18 protein-coding genes are annotated in these 17,618 nt (G+C 67.0%); 8 read left to right on the forward strand and 10 right to left on the reverse strand.

Annotation, left to right across the window (positions count from 1 at the left end):
* Positions 1-6: 6 nt before the first annotated feature.
* Genes SKA58_RS00510 through hemC form a run of 3 tightly spaced genes read right to left on the reverse strand, consistent with a single transcriptional unit; the run spans position 7 to position 2,512 of the window.
* The gene (locus SKA58_RS00510; RefSeq protein WP_009820367.1) at positions 7-894 is read right to left on the reverse strand and encodes a hypothetical protein; all 888 of its coding nucleotides are present in this window, start codon (positions 892-894) and stop codon (positions 7-9) included.
* Positions 891-1,574, reverse strand: a complete 684-nt coding sequence (locus SKA58_RS00515) for a uroporphyrinogen-III synthase (protein ID WP_009820368.1) — start codon at positions 1,572-1,574, stop codon at positions 891-893. Before SKA58_RS00515 ends, SKA58_RS00510 begins: the two co-directional genes overlap by 4 nt.
* Positions 1,571-2,512, reverse strand: coding sequence for a hydroxymethylbilane synthase (gene hemC, locus SKA58_RS00520; RefSeq protein WP_009820369.1), 942 nt, complete (start codon positions 2,510-2,512; stop codon positions 1,571-1,573). Before hemC ends, SKA58_RS00515 begins: the two co-directional genes overlap by 4 nt.
* 44 nt (positions 2,513-2,556) lie before the next feature.
* Between hemC and tsaD the strand changes: the two genes are divergently transcribed.
* Genes tsaD through SKA58_RS00535 form a run of 3 tightly spaced genes read left to right on the forward strand, consistent with a single transcriptional unit; the run spans position 2,557 to position 6,128 of the window.
* On the forward strand, positions 2,557-3,591 hold the full coding sequence (gene tsaD / locus SKA58_RS00525) for a tRNA (adenosine(37)-N6)-threonylcarbamoyltransferase complex transferase subunit TsaD (protein WP_037542375.1): 1,035 nt from the start codon (positions 2,557-2,559) through the stop codon (positions 3,589-3,591).
* Positions 3,592-3,604: 13 nt separating this feature from the next.
* Positions 3,605-4,576: an NAD(P)H-dependent glycerol-3-phosphate dehydrogenase gene (locus SKA58_RS00530; RefSeq protein ID WP_009820371.1), complete on the forward strand. Its 972-nt coding sequence runs from the start codon at positions 3,605-3,607 to the stop codon at positions 4,574-4,576.
* Between the two features lie 31 nt (positions 4,577-4,607).
* The gene (locus SKA58_RS00535; protein ID WP_009820372.1) at positions 4,608-6,128 is read left to right on the forward strand and encodes a lipopolysaccharide biosynthesis protein; all 1,521 of its coding nucleotides are present in this window, start codon (positions 4,608-4,610) and stop codon (positions 6,126-6,128) included.
* A 34-nt stretch (positions 6,129-6,162) separates the two neighbouring features.
* Here the strand turns inward: SKA58_RS00535 and SKA58_RS00540 are convergent, their stop codons facing one another.
* Positions 6,163-7,164 (reverse strand): adenosine kinase, encoded by a 1,002-nt coding sequence (locus SKA58_RS00540; RefSeq protein ID WP_009820373.1) that lies wholly within the window; start codon positions 7,162-7,164, stop codon positions 6,163-6,165.
* Between the two features lie 107 nt (positions 7,165-7,271).
* On the opposite strand from SKA58_RS00540, the gene SKA58_RS00545 reads away from it, so the two are divergent.
* Positions 7,272-7,928, forward strand: a complete 657-nt coding sequence (locus tag SKA58_RS00545; protein WP_037542378.1) for an EI24 domain-containing protein — start codon at positions 7,272-7,274, stop codon at positions 7,926-7,928.
* A complete protein-coding gene (locus SKA58_RS00550) occupies positions 7,928-8,296 on the forward strand; it encodes a hypothetical protein (protein ID WP_037542381.1) in 369 nt (122 codons plus the stop codon). Before SKA58_RS00545 ends, SKA58_RS00550 begins: the two co-directional genes overlap by 1 nt.
* Positions 8,297-8,737: 441 nt before the next feature.
* Here SKA58_RS00550 and SKA58_RS00555 read toward each other — a convergent pair whose 3' ends face one another.
* Together SKA58_RS00555 and queG are read right to left on the reverse strand one after the other, a co-directional pair.
* Positions 8,738-9,532, reverse strand: a complete 795-nt coding sequence (locus tag SKA58_RS00555; protein ID WP_009820376.1) for a hypothetical protein — start codon at positions 9,530-9,532, stop codon at positions 8,738-8,740.
* A 114-nt stretch (positions 9,533-9,646) separates the two neighbouring features.
* Positions 9,647-10,687: a tRNA epoxyqueuosine(34) reductase QueG gene (gene queG / locus SKA58_RS00560; protein ID WP_009820377.1), complete on the reverse strand. Its 1,041-nt coding sequence runs from the start codon at positions 10,685-10,687 to the stop codon at positions 9,647-9,649.
* Between the two features lie 43 nt (positions 10,688-10,730).
* Between queG and SKA58_RS00565 the strand changes: the two genes are divergently transcribed.
* Genes SKA58_RS00565 through msrB form a run of 3 tightly spaced genes read left to right on the forward strand, consistent with a single transcriptional unit; the run spans position 10,731 to position 13,403 of the window.
* On the forward strand, positions 10,731-11,720 hold the full coding sequence (locus SKA58_RS00565) for an ABC transporter ATP-binding protein (RefSeq protein ID WP_009820378.1): 990 nt from the start codon (positions 10,731-10,733) through the stop codon (positions 11,718-11,720).
* A complete protein-coding gene (locus SKA58_RS00570; RefSeq protein ID WP_009820379.1) occupies positions 11,717-12,907 on the forward strand; it encodes an ABC transporter permease in 1,191 nt (396 codons plus the stop codon). Before SKA58_RS00565 ends, SKA58_RS00570 begins: the two co-directional genes overlap by 4 nt.
* Positions 12,908-12,926: 19 nt before the next feature.
* A complete protein-coding gene (msrB, locus tag SKA58_RS00575; RefSeq protein ID WP_037541951.1) occupies positions 12,927-13,403 on the forward strand; it encodes a peptide-methionine (R)-S-oxide reductase MsrB in 477 nt (158 codons plus the stop codon).
* Here msrB and SKA58_RS00580 read toward each other — a convergent pair.
* The 4 genes from SKA58_RS00580 to SKA58_RS00595 form a co-directional block, all read right to left on the reverse strand.
* Positions 13,384-15,165 carry a hypothetical protein gene (locus tag SKA58_RS00580; protein ID WP_232209340.1) on the reverse strand — a complete coding sequence of 594 codons (1,782 nt, stop codon included), beginning with the start codon at positions 15,163-15,165 and terminating at the stop codon, positions 13,384-13,386. The two genes, msrB and SKA58_RS00580, sit on opposite strands and share 20 nt — an antisense overlap.
* Positions 15,128-15,535, reverse strand: coding sequence for a GtrA family protein (locus SKA58_RS00585; protein ID WP_009820382.1), 408 nt, complete (start codon positions 15,533-15,535; stop codon positions 15,128-15,130). The genes SKA58_RS00580 and SKA58_RS00585 overlap by 38 nt, the downstream gene beginning before the upstream one ends.
* A gap of 4 nt (positions 15,536-15,539) precedes the next feature.
* A complete protein-coding gene (locus SKA58_RS00590) occupies positions 15,540-17,063 on the reverse strand; it encodes an NAD(P)/FAD-dependent oxidoreductase (RefSeq protein WP_009820383.1) in 1,524 nt (507 codons plus the stop codon).
* Positions 17,064-17,279: 216 nt separating this feature from the next.
* A complete protein-coding gene (locus SKA58_RS00595; protein ID WP_009820384.1) occupies positions 17,280-17,612 on the reverse strand; it encodes a UrcA family protein in 333 nt (110 codons plus the stop codon).
* Positions 17,613-17,618: the final 6 nt, after the last annotated feature.

Genomic DNA, 17,618 nt, shown 5'->3' on the forward strand with positions numbered 1-17,618 from the left:
GACGGATCAGGGCGCGAGCGGCGAGGTTTGCGCGACCGGCGCGCCTTCGCTGCTGCGCAAGGTCCGCGGCTCCAGGATCGCCGCCGTTTCGATGAGGTCGAGCGCCCGGCGCGCTTCCATGTAGCGGCGGGCCATCTGCACCCATTTTTCCGCGACCGCCCGGCCAGGCATATGTTCGACCTGCGCCAGCGCCGCGCTGACCCGGCCGCCATCAAGATAGCGCATCGCGCGATCATAGGCGGCTTCAGGGCGGGGTGAGGGCGCATCGGCCTTGCGAATGGTGACAAGTTCGCGCGCTTCATGTTCCAGCGCGTCCCACCAACTGGCGCTGGCTGGCGGTTTGACGAGGGCATCGCCGATATTGGCAAGACCTGCGCGCAGATCGGCGAGCGTTACCGGTTCGCGCGCCGCGTTGATGATGGTGGCGACGGCACGCGGTTGTGCCTGGCCGAAGCGCAGCCGTAATTGCCCCTCAATATAGCCGAGCGGCCCGCCATTATCCAGCGCGCGCCGCGCGGCGAAGGCGACCAGCAGTCCTTCGGCGCGGGCGGCGTTGGCGGACGCGGCCTGCGCCTCCACGGTGATGCGGGTCAGCCTTTCTTCCAGTTGCACCACGCGCCCGTCGAGCATTTGGGCGCTATCGTTCGAGAGCGGGCGCGGGGTAGCAGCAGGCAGGCTGGCGCGGGGGGTGGGTGTGGCGGTTTTCTGGCTCTGCGTCCGCCCCCAGCGGCTCTGGATCTGCGGCCAGGCCCAGACGGTCAGGCCCACCCCCAGCGCAAAGGCCAGAAGCGTAAGGATCAGCAGCGGCAGAAGGCTGCGCCGCCGCGCCGGCGCAGGCGAAACTGTGCCGGCATCCACGCTGTCGCCATCCATGCTGACCCGTTCGTCTGTCATTGCTGCTGTCCTTCGCACAAAGCGCGGGCAAGAGCCAGCATCTCGTCATCATCGGGCCGCGGCGGACAAGCGGCGCTGGCCCAGCCATCGCCACAGGCGGCCAGCACGTTGGCGCTGATCGCGATCAGGTGCAGCGCGCCGCGCCGGGCTTGCGGCATCTGCGCCGCCAGTTGTTTGCCCGCGCGCGGCGAGTGGACCAGCAGGATCGCGCCCTGCGTTGCTGCCGCAATCAGCGCCGGATCGGACGGAAGCGCGGCCATATGATAGACGGCGATGCGGGTGATGGCGAGCGGACCGGCCTCGATCGGCGCGACGGTCGTGCCGGCAATGTGGAGCACGCGGCGATGCCCGTCCCGCGCGATCCGCGCGGCGATGGCGCTGCCATCCGCGTCGCCCGCCGCCACATCGTCCCAGCCCGCGGTATGAAGGGCACCGGCCGTGGCCTGCCCCACGGCATAGGTCGGCAGGCCGCGATATTGTTCCAGTCCTGCGCCCGCGCAGCGTACGCCATTGGCGCTGGTCAGCAGCAGCGCGTCGAAATCGCGCGCAGGTGGAGCGGCCCAGTCCCGCGCGTGGGGCGCGAAGAGCGGATGGATCGATGGCAGGAGGCCCAGTTGCCGCGCCTTGTCCGCGGTGCGATCGGCGCCGGGCTGCGGCCGCAGGATGAGGATTGGCCTCACGCCTCGAACAGGGCGCGCAGGGCCGGGCTGGCGCGGTCGAGCAGCGCGCGGCCCAGAGCTTCGCCCGCATCCAAGTCGCCGCGTGCCAGGCGCAGATTCTCGCTGACCGTTTCCTGCCCGTCGGGGCTGATGATCTCGGCGCGCAGCATCAGATCGTCGCCGTCGACCAGCGCGAGCGCGGCGATTGGTGAATGGCAGGTGCCGCCCAGGCCGCGCAGCACGGCGCGCTCCATCATGACGGTGTCGAACGTGTCGCGATGATTGATCGCTGCCACGGCTTCGATGACAGGCGCGTTGCCGGCCAATATTTCGATGCCCACGGCGCCCTGCGATGGGGCGGGCAGCATCGTGTCGACCGGGATGATCGTGCCGACATTGCCCTGGTCCAGCCGGTCGAGACCGGCCGCCGCGAGCAGGGTCGCATGCACCTCCCCCGCCGCCAGCTTTGCCAGACGCGTCGCGACATTGCCCCGGAACAGCGTGATGGTGGCGTCCGGGCGCAGCCGCTTGACCTGCGCGCCGCGTCGCGGCGAACTGGTGCCGACGATCGGGTTGGGAGGCAAGGCGTCAAAACTGGCCGCGCCTATCAGCTTGTCGCGCGGGTCGGCGCGGGGCAGCATCGCGGCGATATGGAATATGTCGTGCCGGACGGTTTCCACATCCTTCATGCTATGGACCGACAGGTCGGTTTCGCCGGCGACCAGCGCCCGGTCCAGTTCCTTGGTCCAGAGCGCCTTGCCGCCGATGTCCGCGAGCGCCCGGTCCTGAATCCGGTCACCGCTGGTCTGGACGGTGACAATCTCGATCGCGTCGGCGCTCCAGCCATGGGCGGCGATCAATGCCTGCGCGGTCAGGCGAGCCTGCGCCAGCGCCAGCGGCGATCCCCTGGTGCCCAGGCGCAGCGGTCGGCCAAAGTCGCTTTGTGGGGTGAAAAGCATATCCGGCTTGCTCTAATGACCAGCGGCATTAGATGGAAGCGGCAATGACCATCATTCTGGGCCTGGAATCGAGCTGCGATGAAACCGCAGCGGCGCTGGTGACGGCCGATGGACGCATTTTGGCGCATCGCCTCGCGACGCAGGAGGAGGCGCATCGCCCCTATGGCGGCGTCGTGCCCGAAATCGCCGCGCGCGCCCATGTCGAGGCGCTCAGCCCCCTGATCGAAGCCGCGCTGGCCGACGCGAAGATGACGCTGGCCGATGTGGACGTGATCGCCGCGACCGCCGGGCCGGGCCTGATCGGCGGAGTGATGGTCGGCCTCGTCACCGGCAAGGCGCTCGCCCATGCGGCCGGCAAACCGCTGGTCGCGGTCAACCATCTGGAGGGGCATGCGCTCTCGCCCCGGCTGGCCGATCGGACGCTGCAATTTCCTTATCTTTTGCTGCTGGTGTCCGGCGGCCATTGCCAGTTGCTGCATGTGAAGGGGCCGGGCGACTATGCGCGGCTAGCCACCACGATCGACGATGCGGCGGGCGAGGCGTTCGACAAGACAGCCAAGCTGCTGGGCCTTGGTTATCCCGGCGGGCCGCTGGTCGAGAAGGCGGCGGCCATGGGCAATCCCAAGGCGGTGCCCTTGCCCCGGCCGCTGGCCGGCACGGCGGAGCCGCATTTTTCCTTCGCGGGTCTCAAAAGCGCGGTAATGCGTGCGGTTCAATCCGGCCACTATGCGACCGAGGATATCGCGGCATCCTTTCAGCAGGCGGTGATCGATTGCCTGGTTGATCGGACGCGACGGGCGTTGGGCGAAAGCGCGGGCGTCACCGCGCTGGTCGTCGCCGGGGGCGTCGCCGCCAATCAGGCGATCCGCGCCGCGCTCGAAGACTTGGCCGCCGCCCATAATCTGCCCTTCGTCGCGCCACCGCTGTGGCTGTGCACCGACAATGCGGCGATGATCGCCTGGGCAGGCGCGGAACGCTATGCTGCCGGCATGGTCGATGACCTGAGCGTTCCGGCCCGGCCGCGCTGGCCGCTCGACCCGGCAGCGGAAAAGGCGCGCGGCGCCGGTGTCAAGGCATGAGGGGCGTAAAGGCATGAAGGCGGGAGTCATCGGCGCGGGCGCATGGGGCACGGCGCTGGCGCAATTGCTGGCCAGCGATCGCCAGGATGTGGTGTTGTGGGCGCTGGAACCGGATGTGGTGGACGCGATCAATGCCAGCCATCAAAATCCGCTCTACCTCGCCAATATCCCGCTATCGCCTTCGGTCCGGGCGACTGGGTCGATGGGCGACCTTGCCGCCTGTGAGATGCTGCTGGTGGTCAGTCCCGCCCAACATCTGCGCGCCGTGGTCTCGCAGGCCCCGACCGGCGTGCCATTGGTGTTATGCTCCAAGGGGATCGAGGCGGGCAGCAGCCTGCTCATGTCGGAAGTCGCGGCGCAGGCGCAGCCGGCATCGCCCATAGCGGTTCTGTCCGGTCCGACCTTTGCCCATGAGGTGGCGAAGGGGCTGCCGACCGCCGTCACTTTGGCGTGCGAAGATCGGGATCTGGGCCAGCGCCTTGCCGCCCGGATCGCGCGTCCGTCCTTCCGCCCCTATCTGTCCGACGATGTCATCGGCGCGGAAATTGGCGGCGCGGTCAAGAATGTGCTCGCCATCGCCTGTGGTGTCGCGGAGGGCGCGGGGCTTGGCCTCAATGCCCGTGCGGCGTTGATTTCGCGGGGCTTTGCCGAAATGACGCGCTTTGGCCTGGCGCGTGGCGCGCGGGCCGAAACGCTGGGTGGGCTGTCGGGACTGGGCGACCTTGTGCTGACCTGCTCGTCCACCAATTCGCGCAATTTCTCGCTCGGCAAGGGGCTGGGCGAGGGCGCAAGCGCGGCAGAGCTGTTGTCCAACCGCCGCACCGTGGCCGAAGGCGCGCATACCGCCCCGGTGCTGCGCGACGCAGCGCGCGCGGCGGGAGTCGAAATGCCGGTGGTGGAGGCGGTCTGCGCCCTGCTGTCCGAGGCCGCACCATTATCCGATGTAATCGACGCGCTGCTTGCGCGGCCGTTGCGACCCGAATAAAGCGCCCCGTGCCCACATCCCTTTCCCCGTCATGACGCCGGCCGAACCGCCGCTGACCGCGACCGACCGGTCCTTGCCCGATGACCGGGACGATATCGCCGCGCTGGCGAAGGGTGGGCGGACGAATATCTTTGGCTTCCTGCTGCGGCTGGCGGCGCGGCTTCCGTTTCTGTTCATCGCGGGTCGCTGGTATGGCGCAGATGCGCTCGGCCGTTTCGCTTATGCCGTGCTGGTGGTGGAATTCATCGCCCAGATCGCGACGCTGGGCCTCAAGCGCGGCCTCGCCGGCGCGCTCGCCCAAACCGAGCGGCCGCATAATCATGTCGTTGCCGACGCGATGCTGGTGACGTTCCTGGCGTCGTTGCTGGGCGCGGCGATCCTGATCGCTTTTCCGCAGGCGATGTTCCCCAACAGCAGCATCAACGGGCTTGATCGGTTGCTGGCGCTGGTGGTGATCGGGGTTGCAGGGTCCGATGTGGCGCTCGCTGCCTGCGCCTATCGGTTCGACATTGGCGCGACCGTGCGGGCGCGATCGATCATCGAACCCTGGGCGATCAGCATCGGCGCCTTTGCCTTTGCCTTTTATTCGACGCGCGACGGCCTGATCCTGTCCTATGCCGTGTCGATGATCGCGGCGCTGGTGGCGTCGATCATCCCGCTGATGCGCCATTATGGCGTGCCGCGCGGCTGGCGGCCCGATGGTGGCCGACTGTGGCGGTTGGCGCGGCGCAACCTGCCGCTGGCGGCGGCCGACGGCGTCGAATGGGGATCGCGCCGGCTCGACATGGCGATATTGGGCCTGTTCGTCAGCCCGGCGGTGATCGGCATCTATTATGTAGCGCAGCAGGTCGCGTCACTGCCGCAGAAGCTCAAGACCAGTTTCGACCCGATATTGGGGCCGGTCATCACCCGCAATCTGGCGGAAAACAACCTGGCCGCCATCGCCAAGCAGGTGAGCCAGGTCGGTTTCTGGATCATCGCGGCGCAGGCGGGGATTGCGCTGGCGCTGGGCATTCCGGGTGAAGCGGTGATGGGGCTGGTGGGACCGCATTTCGTCGGGGGGACCGGCGCGCTCGCCTTCCTGCTGCTGGCCGAAGTGGTGGCGGCGACGGCGGTGGTGAGCGAATCGGCGCTGGTCTATATCGCCCGGCACCGCAACCTGATGATCTCGCTGGTGATGATCGGGTGCCAGGCCGCGCTTAGCTTCGCGCTCATCCTGCTCGCCCGGCAGATGGAGCTGCCGGGCCTGTGGGTGGCGGCCGCCCCGGCTCTGGCGCTGTGTCTGGCGCTGGCGCTGGGTGCGCTGGTGAAGGCGCGGCTGCTCTCGCGGTTGCTCGGCGCGCCGATCAACGCCTGGCGCTGGCCGCTGCTGAGCGCGGCGGGGGTGGCCTGCATCGTGGGGGCGGGCTTTGTCGCGCTGCCGCCGCGGTTCGAATGGGTGGAGCTGGCGGTCGGCGTCTGGGCGATTTTGGGGGCTTATGCGCTGGTCATCTGGCGCTGGGGCTTTGGCCCCGATGACCGCGCGCTGTTCCGCAAGCAGAAGGCGGGCTGAACCAGGGGCCAGCCGCGCCTTCCGCTGCGCAAGGTCAGGCGAACAGCTGGTCGCGGATCACCACCAGATCGGCCTCGGGCCGCGCGCCCCAGTGGGAAATCACTTCCGCCGCCGCCGCTGCGCCGAGGTTCAGGCAATCGGCAACATCGCGCCCCTCGATATGGGCGGCAAGGAAGCCGGCGGCGAACAGGTCGCCCGCGCCGGTCGTGTCGATGATCTGGCTGACCGGCGCGGCGGGCGCTTCATAGCGTGTGCCATCGACCACCGCCACCGCGCCCTTTTCGCTGCGCGTCGACACCAGCACCGGCACCTTGCCGGCGAAGCGGGCGAGCGCCCTGTCGAAATCATCCACCTGCGCCAGCGACTGGATTTCGCCCTCGTTGGAAAAGAGGATGTCGATAAGACCCTGGTCGATGAGGTCGAGGAAGTCGGCGCGATGCCGGTCGATGACGAAATTGTCAGACAGGGTGAAGGCGACCTTGCGGCCCGCATCGCGTGCGGCCTCGATCGCCGCCCGCATCGCCGCGCGGGGCTGTTCCGGGTCCCACAAATAGCCTTCGAGATAAAGGATGCCGGCCGAGCGAATCATGTCGAGGTCGAGCGCGGCTTCCGGCAGAAATTGCGAGGCGCCCAGAAAGGTGTTCATCGTGCGCTGCGCGTCGGGCGTCACCAGGATGAGGCAGCGGGCGGTGGGCACGTCGCCCTTCATGGCGGGCGTGTCGAACCGGATGCCCAGCGCATGGACATCATGCGCGAAGACTTCGCCCAGCTGGTCGTCATTGACCTGGCCGATGAAGCCGCATTTTTTCCCCAGCGCAGCCAAGCCCGCCAGCGTGTTGGCGGCCGACCCGCCGCTGATTTCCTTTGCCTGGGGCATGTCGGCATAGAGGCTTTCGGCCATGGCGGCGTCGATCAGCTGCATGCCGCCCTTGGTCAGCGCGTGCTGCGCCAGAAAGGCGTCGTCGCTGCGGGCGAGAACATCGACAATGGCGTTGCCGATGGCGACGACGTCGAGCGTGGGGGCGGAAGCGATCACGCAATATCCTTATGCTGGTAATAAAATTGCGCCGTCTCTACCGGGCCGGCGGCGCGGGCGCAACGGCGCTGATTGACGGCGGGGCCGGGGCGGCGGATAGCGGAAGCATGATCCTGACCGCCGCGCTGCGCGCTTTCCCTTCCATCTTCCAGCGGGCGACGCTGCGCCTGTTGGCCAAGACTTTGGCGCTGACGCTGTTGCTGTTCGCGCTGCTGGGCGCAGCCCTGTGGAGCGGATTTCATGCCGCGCGGCTGGCGCTGGGCTGGGGCGGCGGGGGCCTGGCCGAGGCAAGTGCGACGGCGATCGCCCTGGTCGCGGCGGGATGGCTGCTGTTCCGGGCGACGGCGATGGCGGTGATGGGCCTGTTTGCCGATGATATCGTCGCGGCGGTCGAGCGCGCCGATTATCCTCATGTCGCGGCGCGGCCGGTGGGGTGGGGGCGCAGCGTCCGGCTGGCGCTTGCCTCGTTGGGGCGCGCCATCGGCTGGAATCTGCTGGCGCTGCCCGCCTATATCGCGCTGCTGGTGACGGGCGTAGGCACGATCGGCCTGTTCCTGGCGCTCAACGCCATTCTGCTGGGCCGCGACATGGCCGACATGGTCGAGCCGCGTCATCCCGCGCTGCCGCCAATCCCGCGCGGCAGCCGGTGGCTCATGGGGCTCGTTTCGGCGCTTCTGTTCCTGGTGCCGCTGGTCAACCTGCTTGCGCCGATCTTCAGCGCGGCTATGGCGGTTCATATGCTGCTCGGCCGGAAGACCAGATGATGATTGCCCCCCGTTTCCTGTCGTTTCTGCTGCTGGCCCCGCTCGCCGCCTGTGGCGGGTCGGTCGTTCCCAGAGGCAGCTACGCTCCGCCGCCCGCCGGCCCGCCGGCCAGCGCCTTCCAGAAACAGGGGCCGCTGATGGGATCGGACGCGCGCCGCCTGACGCAATTGTTCGGCACGCCCCGGCTCGACATTCGCGAGACCACGGTGCGCAAACTGCAATTCGCCAATGGCCGCTGCGTGCTCGACGCTTATCTCTACGCCCCTGCGCGCGGCAAGGAACCGGTGGTGACGCATGTCGATGCGCGCAATCCCACCGGTGCGGATGTCGATCCGGCCGCCTGTGTGAGCGCGCTCCAGAGCAAATAGGCGGCGCTGTTCCGATTGGCCGAAGTTCACAGTGTCGTGGAGCCTTTTGGGGTGCGAAGCGACACCGAAGCGTCTGCGAAGCGACCGCGACGCGACAGTGGTCGCAGGGAGCGGAAGGCAGCGCGAAGGGCAAGAAAAGGCGGTGTCGGTGCATCGCCAAGGGTAAAGCAGGCGAAATCCTATTTTGGAAGAAAATAGGATGGGCGGGCCTTTAGCGGCACAGCCTTGTGTCTGATGGAACATTGCGGGGAGAGATGGGTCCCCGCTTTCGCGGGGGTGACGGGGGGGTCAGGCACGTAGAGGGTCTGAAGTGGCGAGGGCGCGGTTTGGCGGCGCGGGCTGGCATTTCCAACGGAGGCGCGAAGCGCGACTGGGGCACCGCTGCGTCAGCCCAGCGGGCTGCCACCGCGCCCACGGGGGGAGTTATCACTTTTACAAAATTTAATCAAAAGTGATAGGTATGCCTCGCGCATTTGCGAGCCGCACCGTCTCCTCTTCGATAGCCACTAAGACGCTTTGGACCTTGTGAAAGAGATCGTGAAGGACAGTCAACGCATCCGAATTTGGGAAGGCGGTTCGGTCGGTGAAGGATATGCGCACGCCGATTTCGATCTCGTATTGAGACTTGGGAGTTCCGGTGCGGAAAAGCGTTAGCTCGTTTTTAGAAGCATCCCATTCGACCGCATTGTTCATGGACATAGCAGCGAATGGGCCATCACTGACAAAAGTGCCGCCGGTAACTTTTATACTGCCCGTTTGAACGAGAACGGGTGCGATGATCCGGTGATGTTTCATGTTTCTGAGCTTATTCAAATTGAAGAGAAGCCGGTCCCCAGCGTTGTAGGGTTGGAAACTCAAAACCCTATCGATGATTTCAGGGTCTGCTTCACTGCGTTTGCGGTAAGCATCCTTTCGGGCTTCGGTTTCATCGGCCCCGAAAGGGAACTTTGTTCCATTGGGCTCCCGCCCCAGAAGGACGACGCCGCTAGCGAAGATGGATTGATCGAGCGAGGCGCGCAGTGCGTTGACGACGTCGAATGTGAGAAGCGAGATTTCCGGGGGGATCGATTTAAGGAGGCGAACCTTATGGATGTACTCTCCTGTTTCGGCATCCTGCTCGACGATGTAAGTGTAAGGCCGCTCCTCATCGAAGGATTTGAGACGTCGTTTGATATTGATGAAATTGTGATCCGCCCATGCAAAAAGCTGACGTGGGCTGATGAATGGATCGACCATAGATGAAGACTCACACTGACGATCGTGAACCCGGCGACGAGACGCCGCCAGAGCGGCACGAATCCCAGGAGGAGTCAATAGAGTTGCGCCCCGATGGCCGGCCCCAGACCCCCGTCAAGTAGTGAGTTTGGCGATGGCCCAGGCGGCGGCTTCGGCGACGACGGGGTCTTCATCGTCGCACAGGGGGCGTAGGCGTGCGAGCAGGCGCGGGTCGGCGCTGTTGCCTGCGGCGATGGCGGCGTTGCGGACCAGGCGGTTGCGGCCGATGCGCTTGATTGGCGAGCCGGAGAAAATCTCGCGGAAGGTCGCGTCATCGAGGTCGAGCAGGTCGCCGATGTCGGGTGCGGCGAGTTCGGCTCGGCCGAGGAACGCCTTGTTCGCGGCGGCATGGTCGGCAAATTTGTTCCAGGGGCAGACCGCCAGGCAATCGTCGCAGCCATAGACGCGGTTGCCGATGCCTTCCCGCAAATCCCGCGGGATCGGCCCCTTATGCTCGATGGTGAGGTAGGATATGCAGCGGCGCGCATCGACGACATAGGGGGCGGGGAAGGCATCGGTCGGGCAGGCGGCCTGACAGGCGGTGCAGCTGCCACAATGGTCGCGTTCCGGCGCATCAGGTGTCAGCGCCCGTTCGGTATAGATGGCCCCCAGGAACAGCCAGCTGCCTTGGGTACGGCTGACCAGATTGCTGTGCTTGCCCTGCCAGCCAAGCCCAGCGCCCTGCGCCAGGGGTTTTTCCATCACCGGCGCTGTATCGACGAAGACCTTGAGCCCGCCGGCCTCGCCCTCGCGCGCCTGCTGCTCCACCAGCCAGCGGGCGAGCGCCTTCAGCGCCTTCTTGACGACATCGTGATAATCCTTGCCCTGCGCATAGACCGAAAAGCGCGCGCGGTCGGGCGCATCGGCCAGCGCCAGCGGATCGCGGCCCGGCGCATAGCTCATCCCCAGCATGATAACGCTGCGCACGGCGGGCCACAGGCCGCGCGGAGAGCCGCGTTGGTCGGCGCGCTCCTCCATCCACAGCATGTCGCCATGATAGCCGGCGTCCAGCCATTGGCGCAGCCGCGCCGCGCTTTGCGGCGCGGCGTCGGCGTCGGCGATACGGCAGGCGGCAAAGCCCAGCTGCTGCGCCTGCGCCTTCAGGCGCTGCTCCAAGGTTTCTATAGGCACGGCCACGGGTCCAGACTATCAGGGCGGGATGATCGGCGACACCCCGGCCCCGTCCTCCGCCTCCATTCCGGCCCCCATGCCCGTCTTCGCCGTCGAAGGCCATGGGCTCGTCAAGACATTCGGCAACTTCCGCGCGGTCGATGGCGTCGACATCGCGGTGCCCGCGGGCGCGATCTACGGCATTTTAGGCCCCAATGGCGCGGGTAAGACGACATTGCTGCGCACCTTGCTGGGGATTGTCGACCCGGATGCGGGCGAGCGGCGGTTGCTGGGGGCGAGCCAGCCTTTGCGCATGGCGCAGCAGGTCGGCTATCTGCCCGAGGAGCGCGGGCTGTATCCGTCGATGAAGGCGTTTGAGGCGATCGCCTTCATGGGGGCGCTGCGCGGGTTGCCGCTGGCGGAAGGGCGGCGTCGGGCCAAGGCTTTGCTGGAAGATCATGGCATGGGCGCGGCCATAACCAAGCCGATCCGCCAACTGTCGAAGGGGATGGCGCAGACGGTGCAATTGTTCGGCACGATCGTGCATGAGCCGCGCCTTATCGTGCTGGACGAGCCCTTTTCCGGGCTGGACGCGATCAACCAGGAAAAGCTGGAGGCGCTGATCCGCGAGCAGGCGCGGCGCGGCGTCACCATCCTGTTTTCCACCCATGTCATCGCCCATGCCGAACGGCTGTGCGAGCGGGTCGCCATCATCGCGGGAGGGCGCATCCGGTTCGACGGCACGGTCAGCGAGGCGCGCGACCGCCTGCAACCGCAGGTGCGGCTGCGCACGCGGGCGACCGACGGGGCATGGCGGCGCGCCTTGCCGCCCGATACGATGGCGCAGGAAGGGGCGTGGCATTTCGCCCTGCCGGCCGAGGGGATCGAGCCGCTGCTGCGCGCGCTGATCGACGACCGGGCGGGGATCGAGAGCCTGTCGATCGAGCGGCCGGGCCTGCACGACGCCTTCGTCGCGATCGCCGGCGAAGCGGTGGCGCGGCAGATGCGCGATGAAAAGGACAAGGAGGCGCGGGCATGAGGGCATTGTGGCGCGCGGCGTTCGTCATCGCCCGGCGCGATTTCACCGCCGTGGTGCTGTCGCGCACCTTCATCCTGTTCCTGCTGGGGCCATTGCTGCCGATCGTCATCGGCTTTGCCTTTGGCGGGCTGGACGAGCGGATTTCGCGGTCGGACCTGCGGCCGGCAGTGGGCGTGGCGCTGGCCCCGGCGGAGACGGCGGCGATGCTGCGGGCGGAGCACCGGCTGGTCGAGCGAATGGGTGCGGACGCGCTGCCGCACCTGCAAAAAGCCCCGCTTGCGCCCGATCCCCGCACGCAATTGGCGAATCCTGATTCGCAGGTGGTGGCGATCATCTCGGGGAGTCTGACGCGCCCGATGCTGACGGGAAAGCCGGAAGATCTGGACCGGTTGCAGGGCGACATAAGCCTGCTGGCGACGGCTGCGCTGGCGGAGCGGACGCTGCGGTTCGTGCCGGTCGAGCGGCAGGAAGTCGCGACAAGTCTGGGCGCGCAGGCGCAGGCGCGGCTGCTGATCGGGCGGGCGGCGCAGGTGGTGATATTTTTCCTCACTATCTTGCTGGCGGGCATGATCCTGTCCAACCTGGTTGAGGAAAAGACGAACAAGATCATCGAGATATTGGCGGCCGCCGTGCCGATCGACGCGATATTCCTGGGCAAGCTGATGGCGATGCTGGCGATGAGCCTGGTGGGCATCGCCTTCTGGGGCGGGACGGCGTTCGCCGTTTTCCTGGCGGCGGGCGGGCAGCCCGCGGGGCTGCCCGCGCCGGCGGTGGGGTGGCCGATCTTCCTGGCGCTAGCGCTCGCCTATTTCACCATGGCCTATACGCTGCTGGGGTCGCTGTTCCTGGGGATCGGCGCGCAGGCCGCGACGGTGCGCGAGGTGCAGACGCTCAACATGCCGATCACCATGGGGCAGATGCTGATCTTCTTCTTCGCCAGCTATGCCGTCGACCATATGGGATCGCCGGCCGAGATCGCTGCGTGCATCTTCCCATTCAGTTCGCCCTTCGCGATGATCGCGCGGGCGGGGCAGGATGCGGCGGTGTGGCCGCATCTGCTGGCGTTGCTATGGCAGGCGGCGTTCGTGGCGCTGATCATCCGGGTGGGCGTGCTGTTGTTCCGGCGGCATGTGATGCAGTCGGGCGGGCGCTGGTGGAAACAGCTGTTCAGGCCGGCGACAGGCTGATTGCGGTATGCCGTCGCCCATGGACAGACGGCATTTTCTGGGCGGCATCGCCAGTGGCGTGGGCGCGGTGGCGCTGTGGCAATTGTTGCCGGGCGAGGCGGAGGCGGCCTATGCCTATACGCTGACCGACGCGCAATGGCGCAAGAAGCTGAGTCCCTGGGCCTATAAGGTGTTGCGGCAGGAAGCGACCGAGCATCCCTATAGCAGCCCGCTCAATGACGAGCATCGCGCCGGCATCTTTAGCTGCGCGGGATGCGCGCAAAAGCTGTTCAGCAGCAAGACCAAGTTCGACAGCGGGACCGGTTGGCCCAGTTTCTGGGCGCCCTTGTCGCGCGCGGTGGGCACCCGTCGCGACTTCGCGCTGGGCTATCCGCGCACCGAGGTGCATTGCGCGCGCTGCGGCGGACATCTGGGCCATGTGTTCGATGATGGCCCCAAGCCCACGGGCAAGCGTTATTGCATGAACGGCGTGGCGCTCAGCTTCCAGCCCGCCTGATCCGCCAGACCCGCAGCGGTCCCTTACCCGGCAGCGGTTCCAGCCAGTCCGGCGCGCGGCCCTGCCGGACCATGGCGGCCAGCCCCTCAGGGTTCTCGCGCGCGTAGGAGCGGAGTTCCGTCAGCGAATCGCACCCGACCAGATAGGTCGCGCCGCTGCCCGCGACGATGGATCGCGCCTGTTGCGGGTCGGCGACGAAGGCGCGGATGACTTCGGTCAGGCCCGCGACATTGCGGTGATGGGCAGTGGCTATGACGCTGTGGCGGGTGCGCAGCAATATGTCCGGCCCCATGTCGATTGGCGCAAACAGGGTGGCGGGCGGCAGGCGGTCGAGGCGCGCGAGGATGGATTGAGCGCGGCAGTCGGCGGCGGCGCTCTTGTCCTCGGCCGGGTGGTGGGAGGCAAGCGCGATCCAGGCGGCGCTCAGCCCCGCTGGCGATAGCAGTATCAGCGCTGCTGAACCAAGGACGCGGATGATCGCGCTGGGCGCGGCCTGTGCGCGGCGAAAGAGCAGGACGATCAGCCAGGCGATGCCCGGCAGCGCAAAGAGATGGGCGACCGACAAGGCGCGCATCACCAGCATCGCCACGAGCGTCGCGCCGACGATCAGCAGCGCGAGCGTCGCCCAGCGCGCCCGCGCCACGCCGGATGCGCGCCATGCCGCCACCAGCGCGCCGGCAAGACCTGTCAGCGCGGGCAGCAGGATGGCGCCGCGCATGGCAAGATCCTGCGCCCAGATCGGCCGCCCTTCCATGACCTTGAGATACCAGAGGCGATAGGCGACGGGGCCAAGCGCGGCGAAGGGATCACCCGACAGGCAGGGGCCGCCGGTCATGAGGAAGGTCGCGACCGCTGCGCCGCCGGCCAGCGCGGCGACGATCAGCCGCCGCCTGGCGGTATCCAGGCCGATCAGGCGCCCCGCCAGCGCCGCTATGACCGCCAGCGCAAGGAGCGGCCAGACATAGGCGTAGGACAGCGCATCGCATTGCGTCGCCAGCAGCGCGCCCGGCCCGCGCAGCAGCGCCAGCAGGGCGGCGGCGGCAAGGCCGAGCGTCACCGCGAAGGCGATGAAGCGGGGCGCCTGAGCCCGGTCGATCCAGTGGCGCAGCGCGAACAGGCCGGCGAACAGCGCGGCATAGGGGAGCGCCTCGCTCGAAATCTGGAGCCATGTCGCCAGCGCGAGCGCGGCGATGACGCCGCCCCGCGCCGGGCGTTGATCGAACGCGCCCATCAGCGCGACGCCGGCGAGCAGGATCTGCCAGCCATGGTGGTCGATGCGCAGCGGCGCGAATTGCACGAGGATGCTGGGCGATGTCAGCAGCAGCACAACGCCGACGAGGCCCACGGCGTCGCCCGCGATCCGTCGTGCGGCGATGAAGAAAGCGGTGACAAGCCCACCCAGCAGCAGCAGCGGAACGGCGATGCAGGCGATGAGTTCGGCGCTCGCTGCCCCCAGCAGCGGCCGCAGGAACAGGATGAGGCCCGCGATCGGCATGTCGACGATGCGCGACCAGTGCATCGGTCCGCCATGGGGCGGGTTCACCCGATGCTGGGACACATCGAAAAAGAATTGCCCGGCCAGCCAGTCGCGCACCTGCACCAGCCGCATCGCATCATCGGGGTCGCGAAAGGCGAGCGTCGAAAAGCGGCCATGGGCCAGCCAGATCAGGACCACGCAGCACGTCAGCCAGGCGAGTCCTGCCCAGAGCGCGGCGCGGCGCAGGTCAGGCGCGGGCGAAGACGCCATATTTGCGAATCGCATAGACGGTGAGGAAGCTGACCGGGACGGACAGGAGCTTGGCGAGCGCGGGCGCGGTGCCGACAAGGCTGAGCGCGCCGACCATCGCCATGGTCATGCCCATGCCCAGCAGCGCGCTGGCGATGAAGGCGAGGCGCTGGCCATGTGATGGCCCTGCCCCGGTGTCGAAGACGAAGCGGACGCTGATCGCCCAATGGACCAGCAGGCCGCCGGCATAGCCGCCGCACGCCGCCGCGACCGGCGGCAGGCCGAGGCGGTCCAGCAGCAGGAACAGGGCGAAGTCGCTGGCGAGCGCGATGATGCTGGCCAGCAGATAGCGGGCGAACATCAGGCGCGCGACCGGCAGGACCGCCGCCCGGAGGCGGGGGGCCATGGTCTCAGGCCGCCTTGAGCCGGGCAGGGACGGCGCGGACGCTGGCAAGCGCAGCCTGCGCGTCGGCATCCTGTCCTTCGGCGCCAGCCTCATGATATTCGGCGTCCTCATTGACCTGCCACACGTCATGGACGCGGCGGCCGGCGATGATGTTGCGCACCGTCAGCATCGCCGTCATCATCGCATGATCCTGGTTGTTGTAGCGGTGCATGCCGTTGCGGCCGACCATGTGCAGCGTGGGATAACGCGCTTCCAGTTCGGTGCGCATCGCCAGCACATTGGCGGCATAGGCGTCGTCATAGACGGGATAGGCCTTTTCCTGACGCACCACCGCGCCGCCCACGACATCATCGGGGTTGCACAGGCCAAGCCGCGCCATTTCCTTTGTCGCCAGCGCGATCAGATCGGCATCGGTCGAGGACCAGAGGCCATCGCCTTCGAAACAGAAATATTCCAGGCCCACGCAGGCGAGCGTGGGATCGGGCACCATTTCGGGCGACCAGCTGCGGAAATTCTGGATCCGGCCCACCTGCACGCGCGGGTCATGGATATAGATCCAATTGTCGGGGAAGATATCATCCCCCTTCACCATCAAGGCGACGGTCAGGAAGTCGCGATATTTAAGATCCATCGCCTGCGGCAGCGTGGCGGGCAGGGGGTGGATGCGGCCGGCCAGTTCGCGCATCGGCGCGGAGGAAATGACATGGCCGGCGCGGATGGTGACATCGCCATCGGGACCATCGGCGATCAGCCGCCATGTGCCATGCGCCTGGTCTTCCTCCAGCCGCTTGAAACTGTGCGCCATCAGCACCTGGTTGCCGCCCGCGACCACATAGTCGCGCGCCGCGTCCCACATCATGCCGGGGCCAAGGCGCGGGTAGCGGAAACTTTCCAGCAGCGTCTTGGTCGCCATGCCATCGTTGGGCGTCTTGTTGAGGCCAAGACTGCGCTTGAGCCCGTCCTTGACCGCGCCCCAGAGCGACAGGCCCTTGATCCGCTGCGCCGCCCAGTCCGCCGACATTTCGTCGCACGGCATGCCCCAGACCTTTTCGGTGTAGGTTTTGAAGAAGATCGAGAAGAGCTTGTGCCCGAAGGCATTGACGGTCCAGTCCTGAAAGGAGCGGATGTCACGATTGGGGAAGAGTTTTGCCTTGGCGAAGCTCGCCATGCAGAGCGTCGAGCGCCAGATGCCCAGGTTCCGCAAAGCTTCGAACGCGCGCAGAGGGTAGCTGTAATATTTGCCCTCATAATAGATGCGGCTCATGCGCGGGCGCTGGATGAAATCGTGCGGAAGAATCTCGTTCCACAGGTCGACCACCTGCTGCGACTTGGAAAAGAAGCGGTGGCCGCCAATGTCGAAGCGAAAGCCATTCAGCTCTACCGTACGGCTGATGCCGCCGACATAGATCGGGTCCTTTTCGATCACGGCGACGCTATAGCCCTGCTTGGTCAGGAGATAGGCGGCGGTCAGGCCGGCCGGGCCGGCCCCGACAATGGCAACATCCACCTTCTGATCGGTATGCGGCATGGCAGTCTGGTCCCCCGATGGTCTTCGTGCCGCCCGGAGTGAAGGAAATCTTCTAAGGAGTGGTTAATCGCCGGTAAGCATGGTGGCGCATGGGTGGGCCGCTCCTGACCAGCCGTCATGCCAAAGGGCCGCCCCGCGCGATGCGGAACGGCCCCCTGCAGTCCCCTTCGCGGGGGAAGGCTCCAGCGCGACCGGCGCGCTTTTGCGATCGCTCGATCAGCCCAGACGCTGGGTCAGGGTGCTGAGATCGCTGCGCGCGCCATCAATCGCGGCGCCATAGCAATTGCGATAATCGTCGGTCACGGGGATGACCGATCCATTGACGAAACCGCACACTTTCTTGGATGCGCGGATCAGGCGATAATCGGCGCGGCGCACATCGCCTGCGCTCGCGAGGTTCAGGTCGCTAAGCGAAACGGTCATCGACCGCGTTTCCGTGCCGCTGGTGCCATCGACGATCACGTCATTATTGGTGCTGCCGGCGCTGGCCATACCGGGCAGCGCAAGGGCCATCGTGGCGGCAAGGGCCGCCAGCGTCTTCATGCTCATCCTTGT

Source organism: Sphingomonas sp. SKA58, from assembly GCF_000153545.1.
GTDB classification, from domain to species: Bacteria; Pseudomonadota; Alphaproteobacteria; order Sphingomonadales; family Sphingomonadaceae; genus Sphingobium; species Sphingobium soli.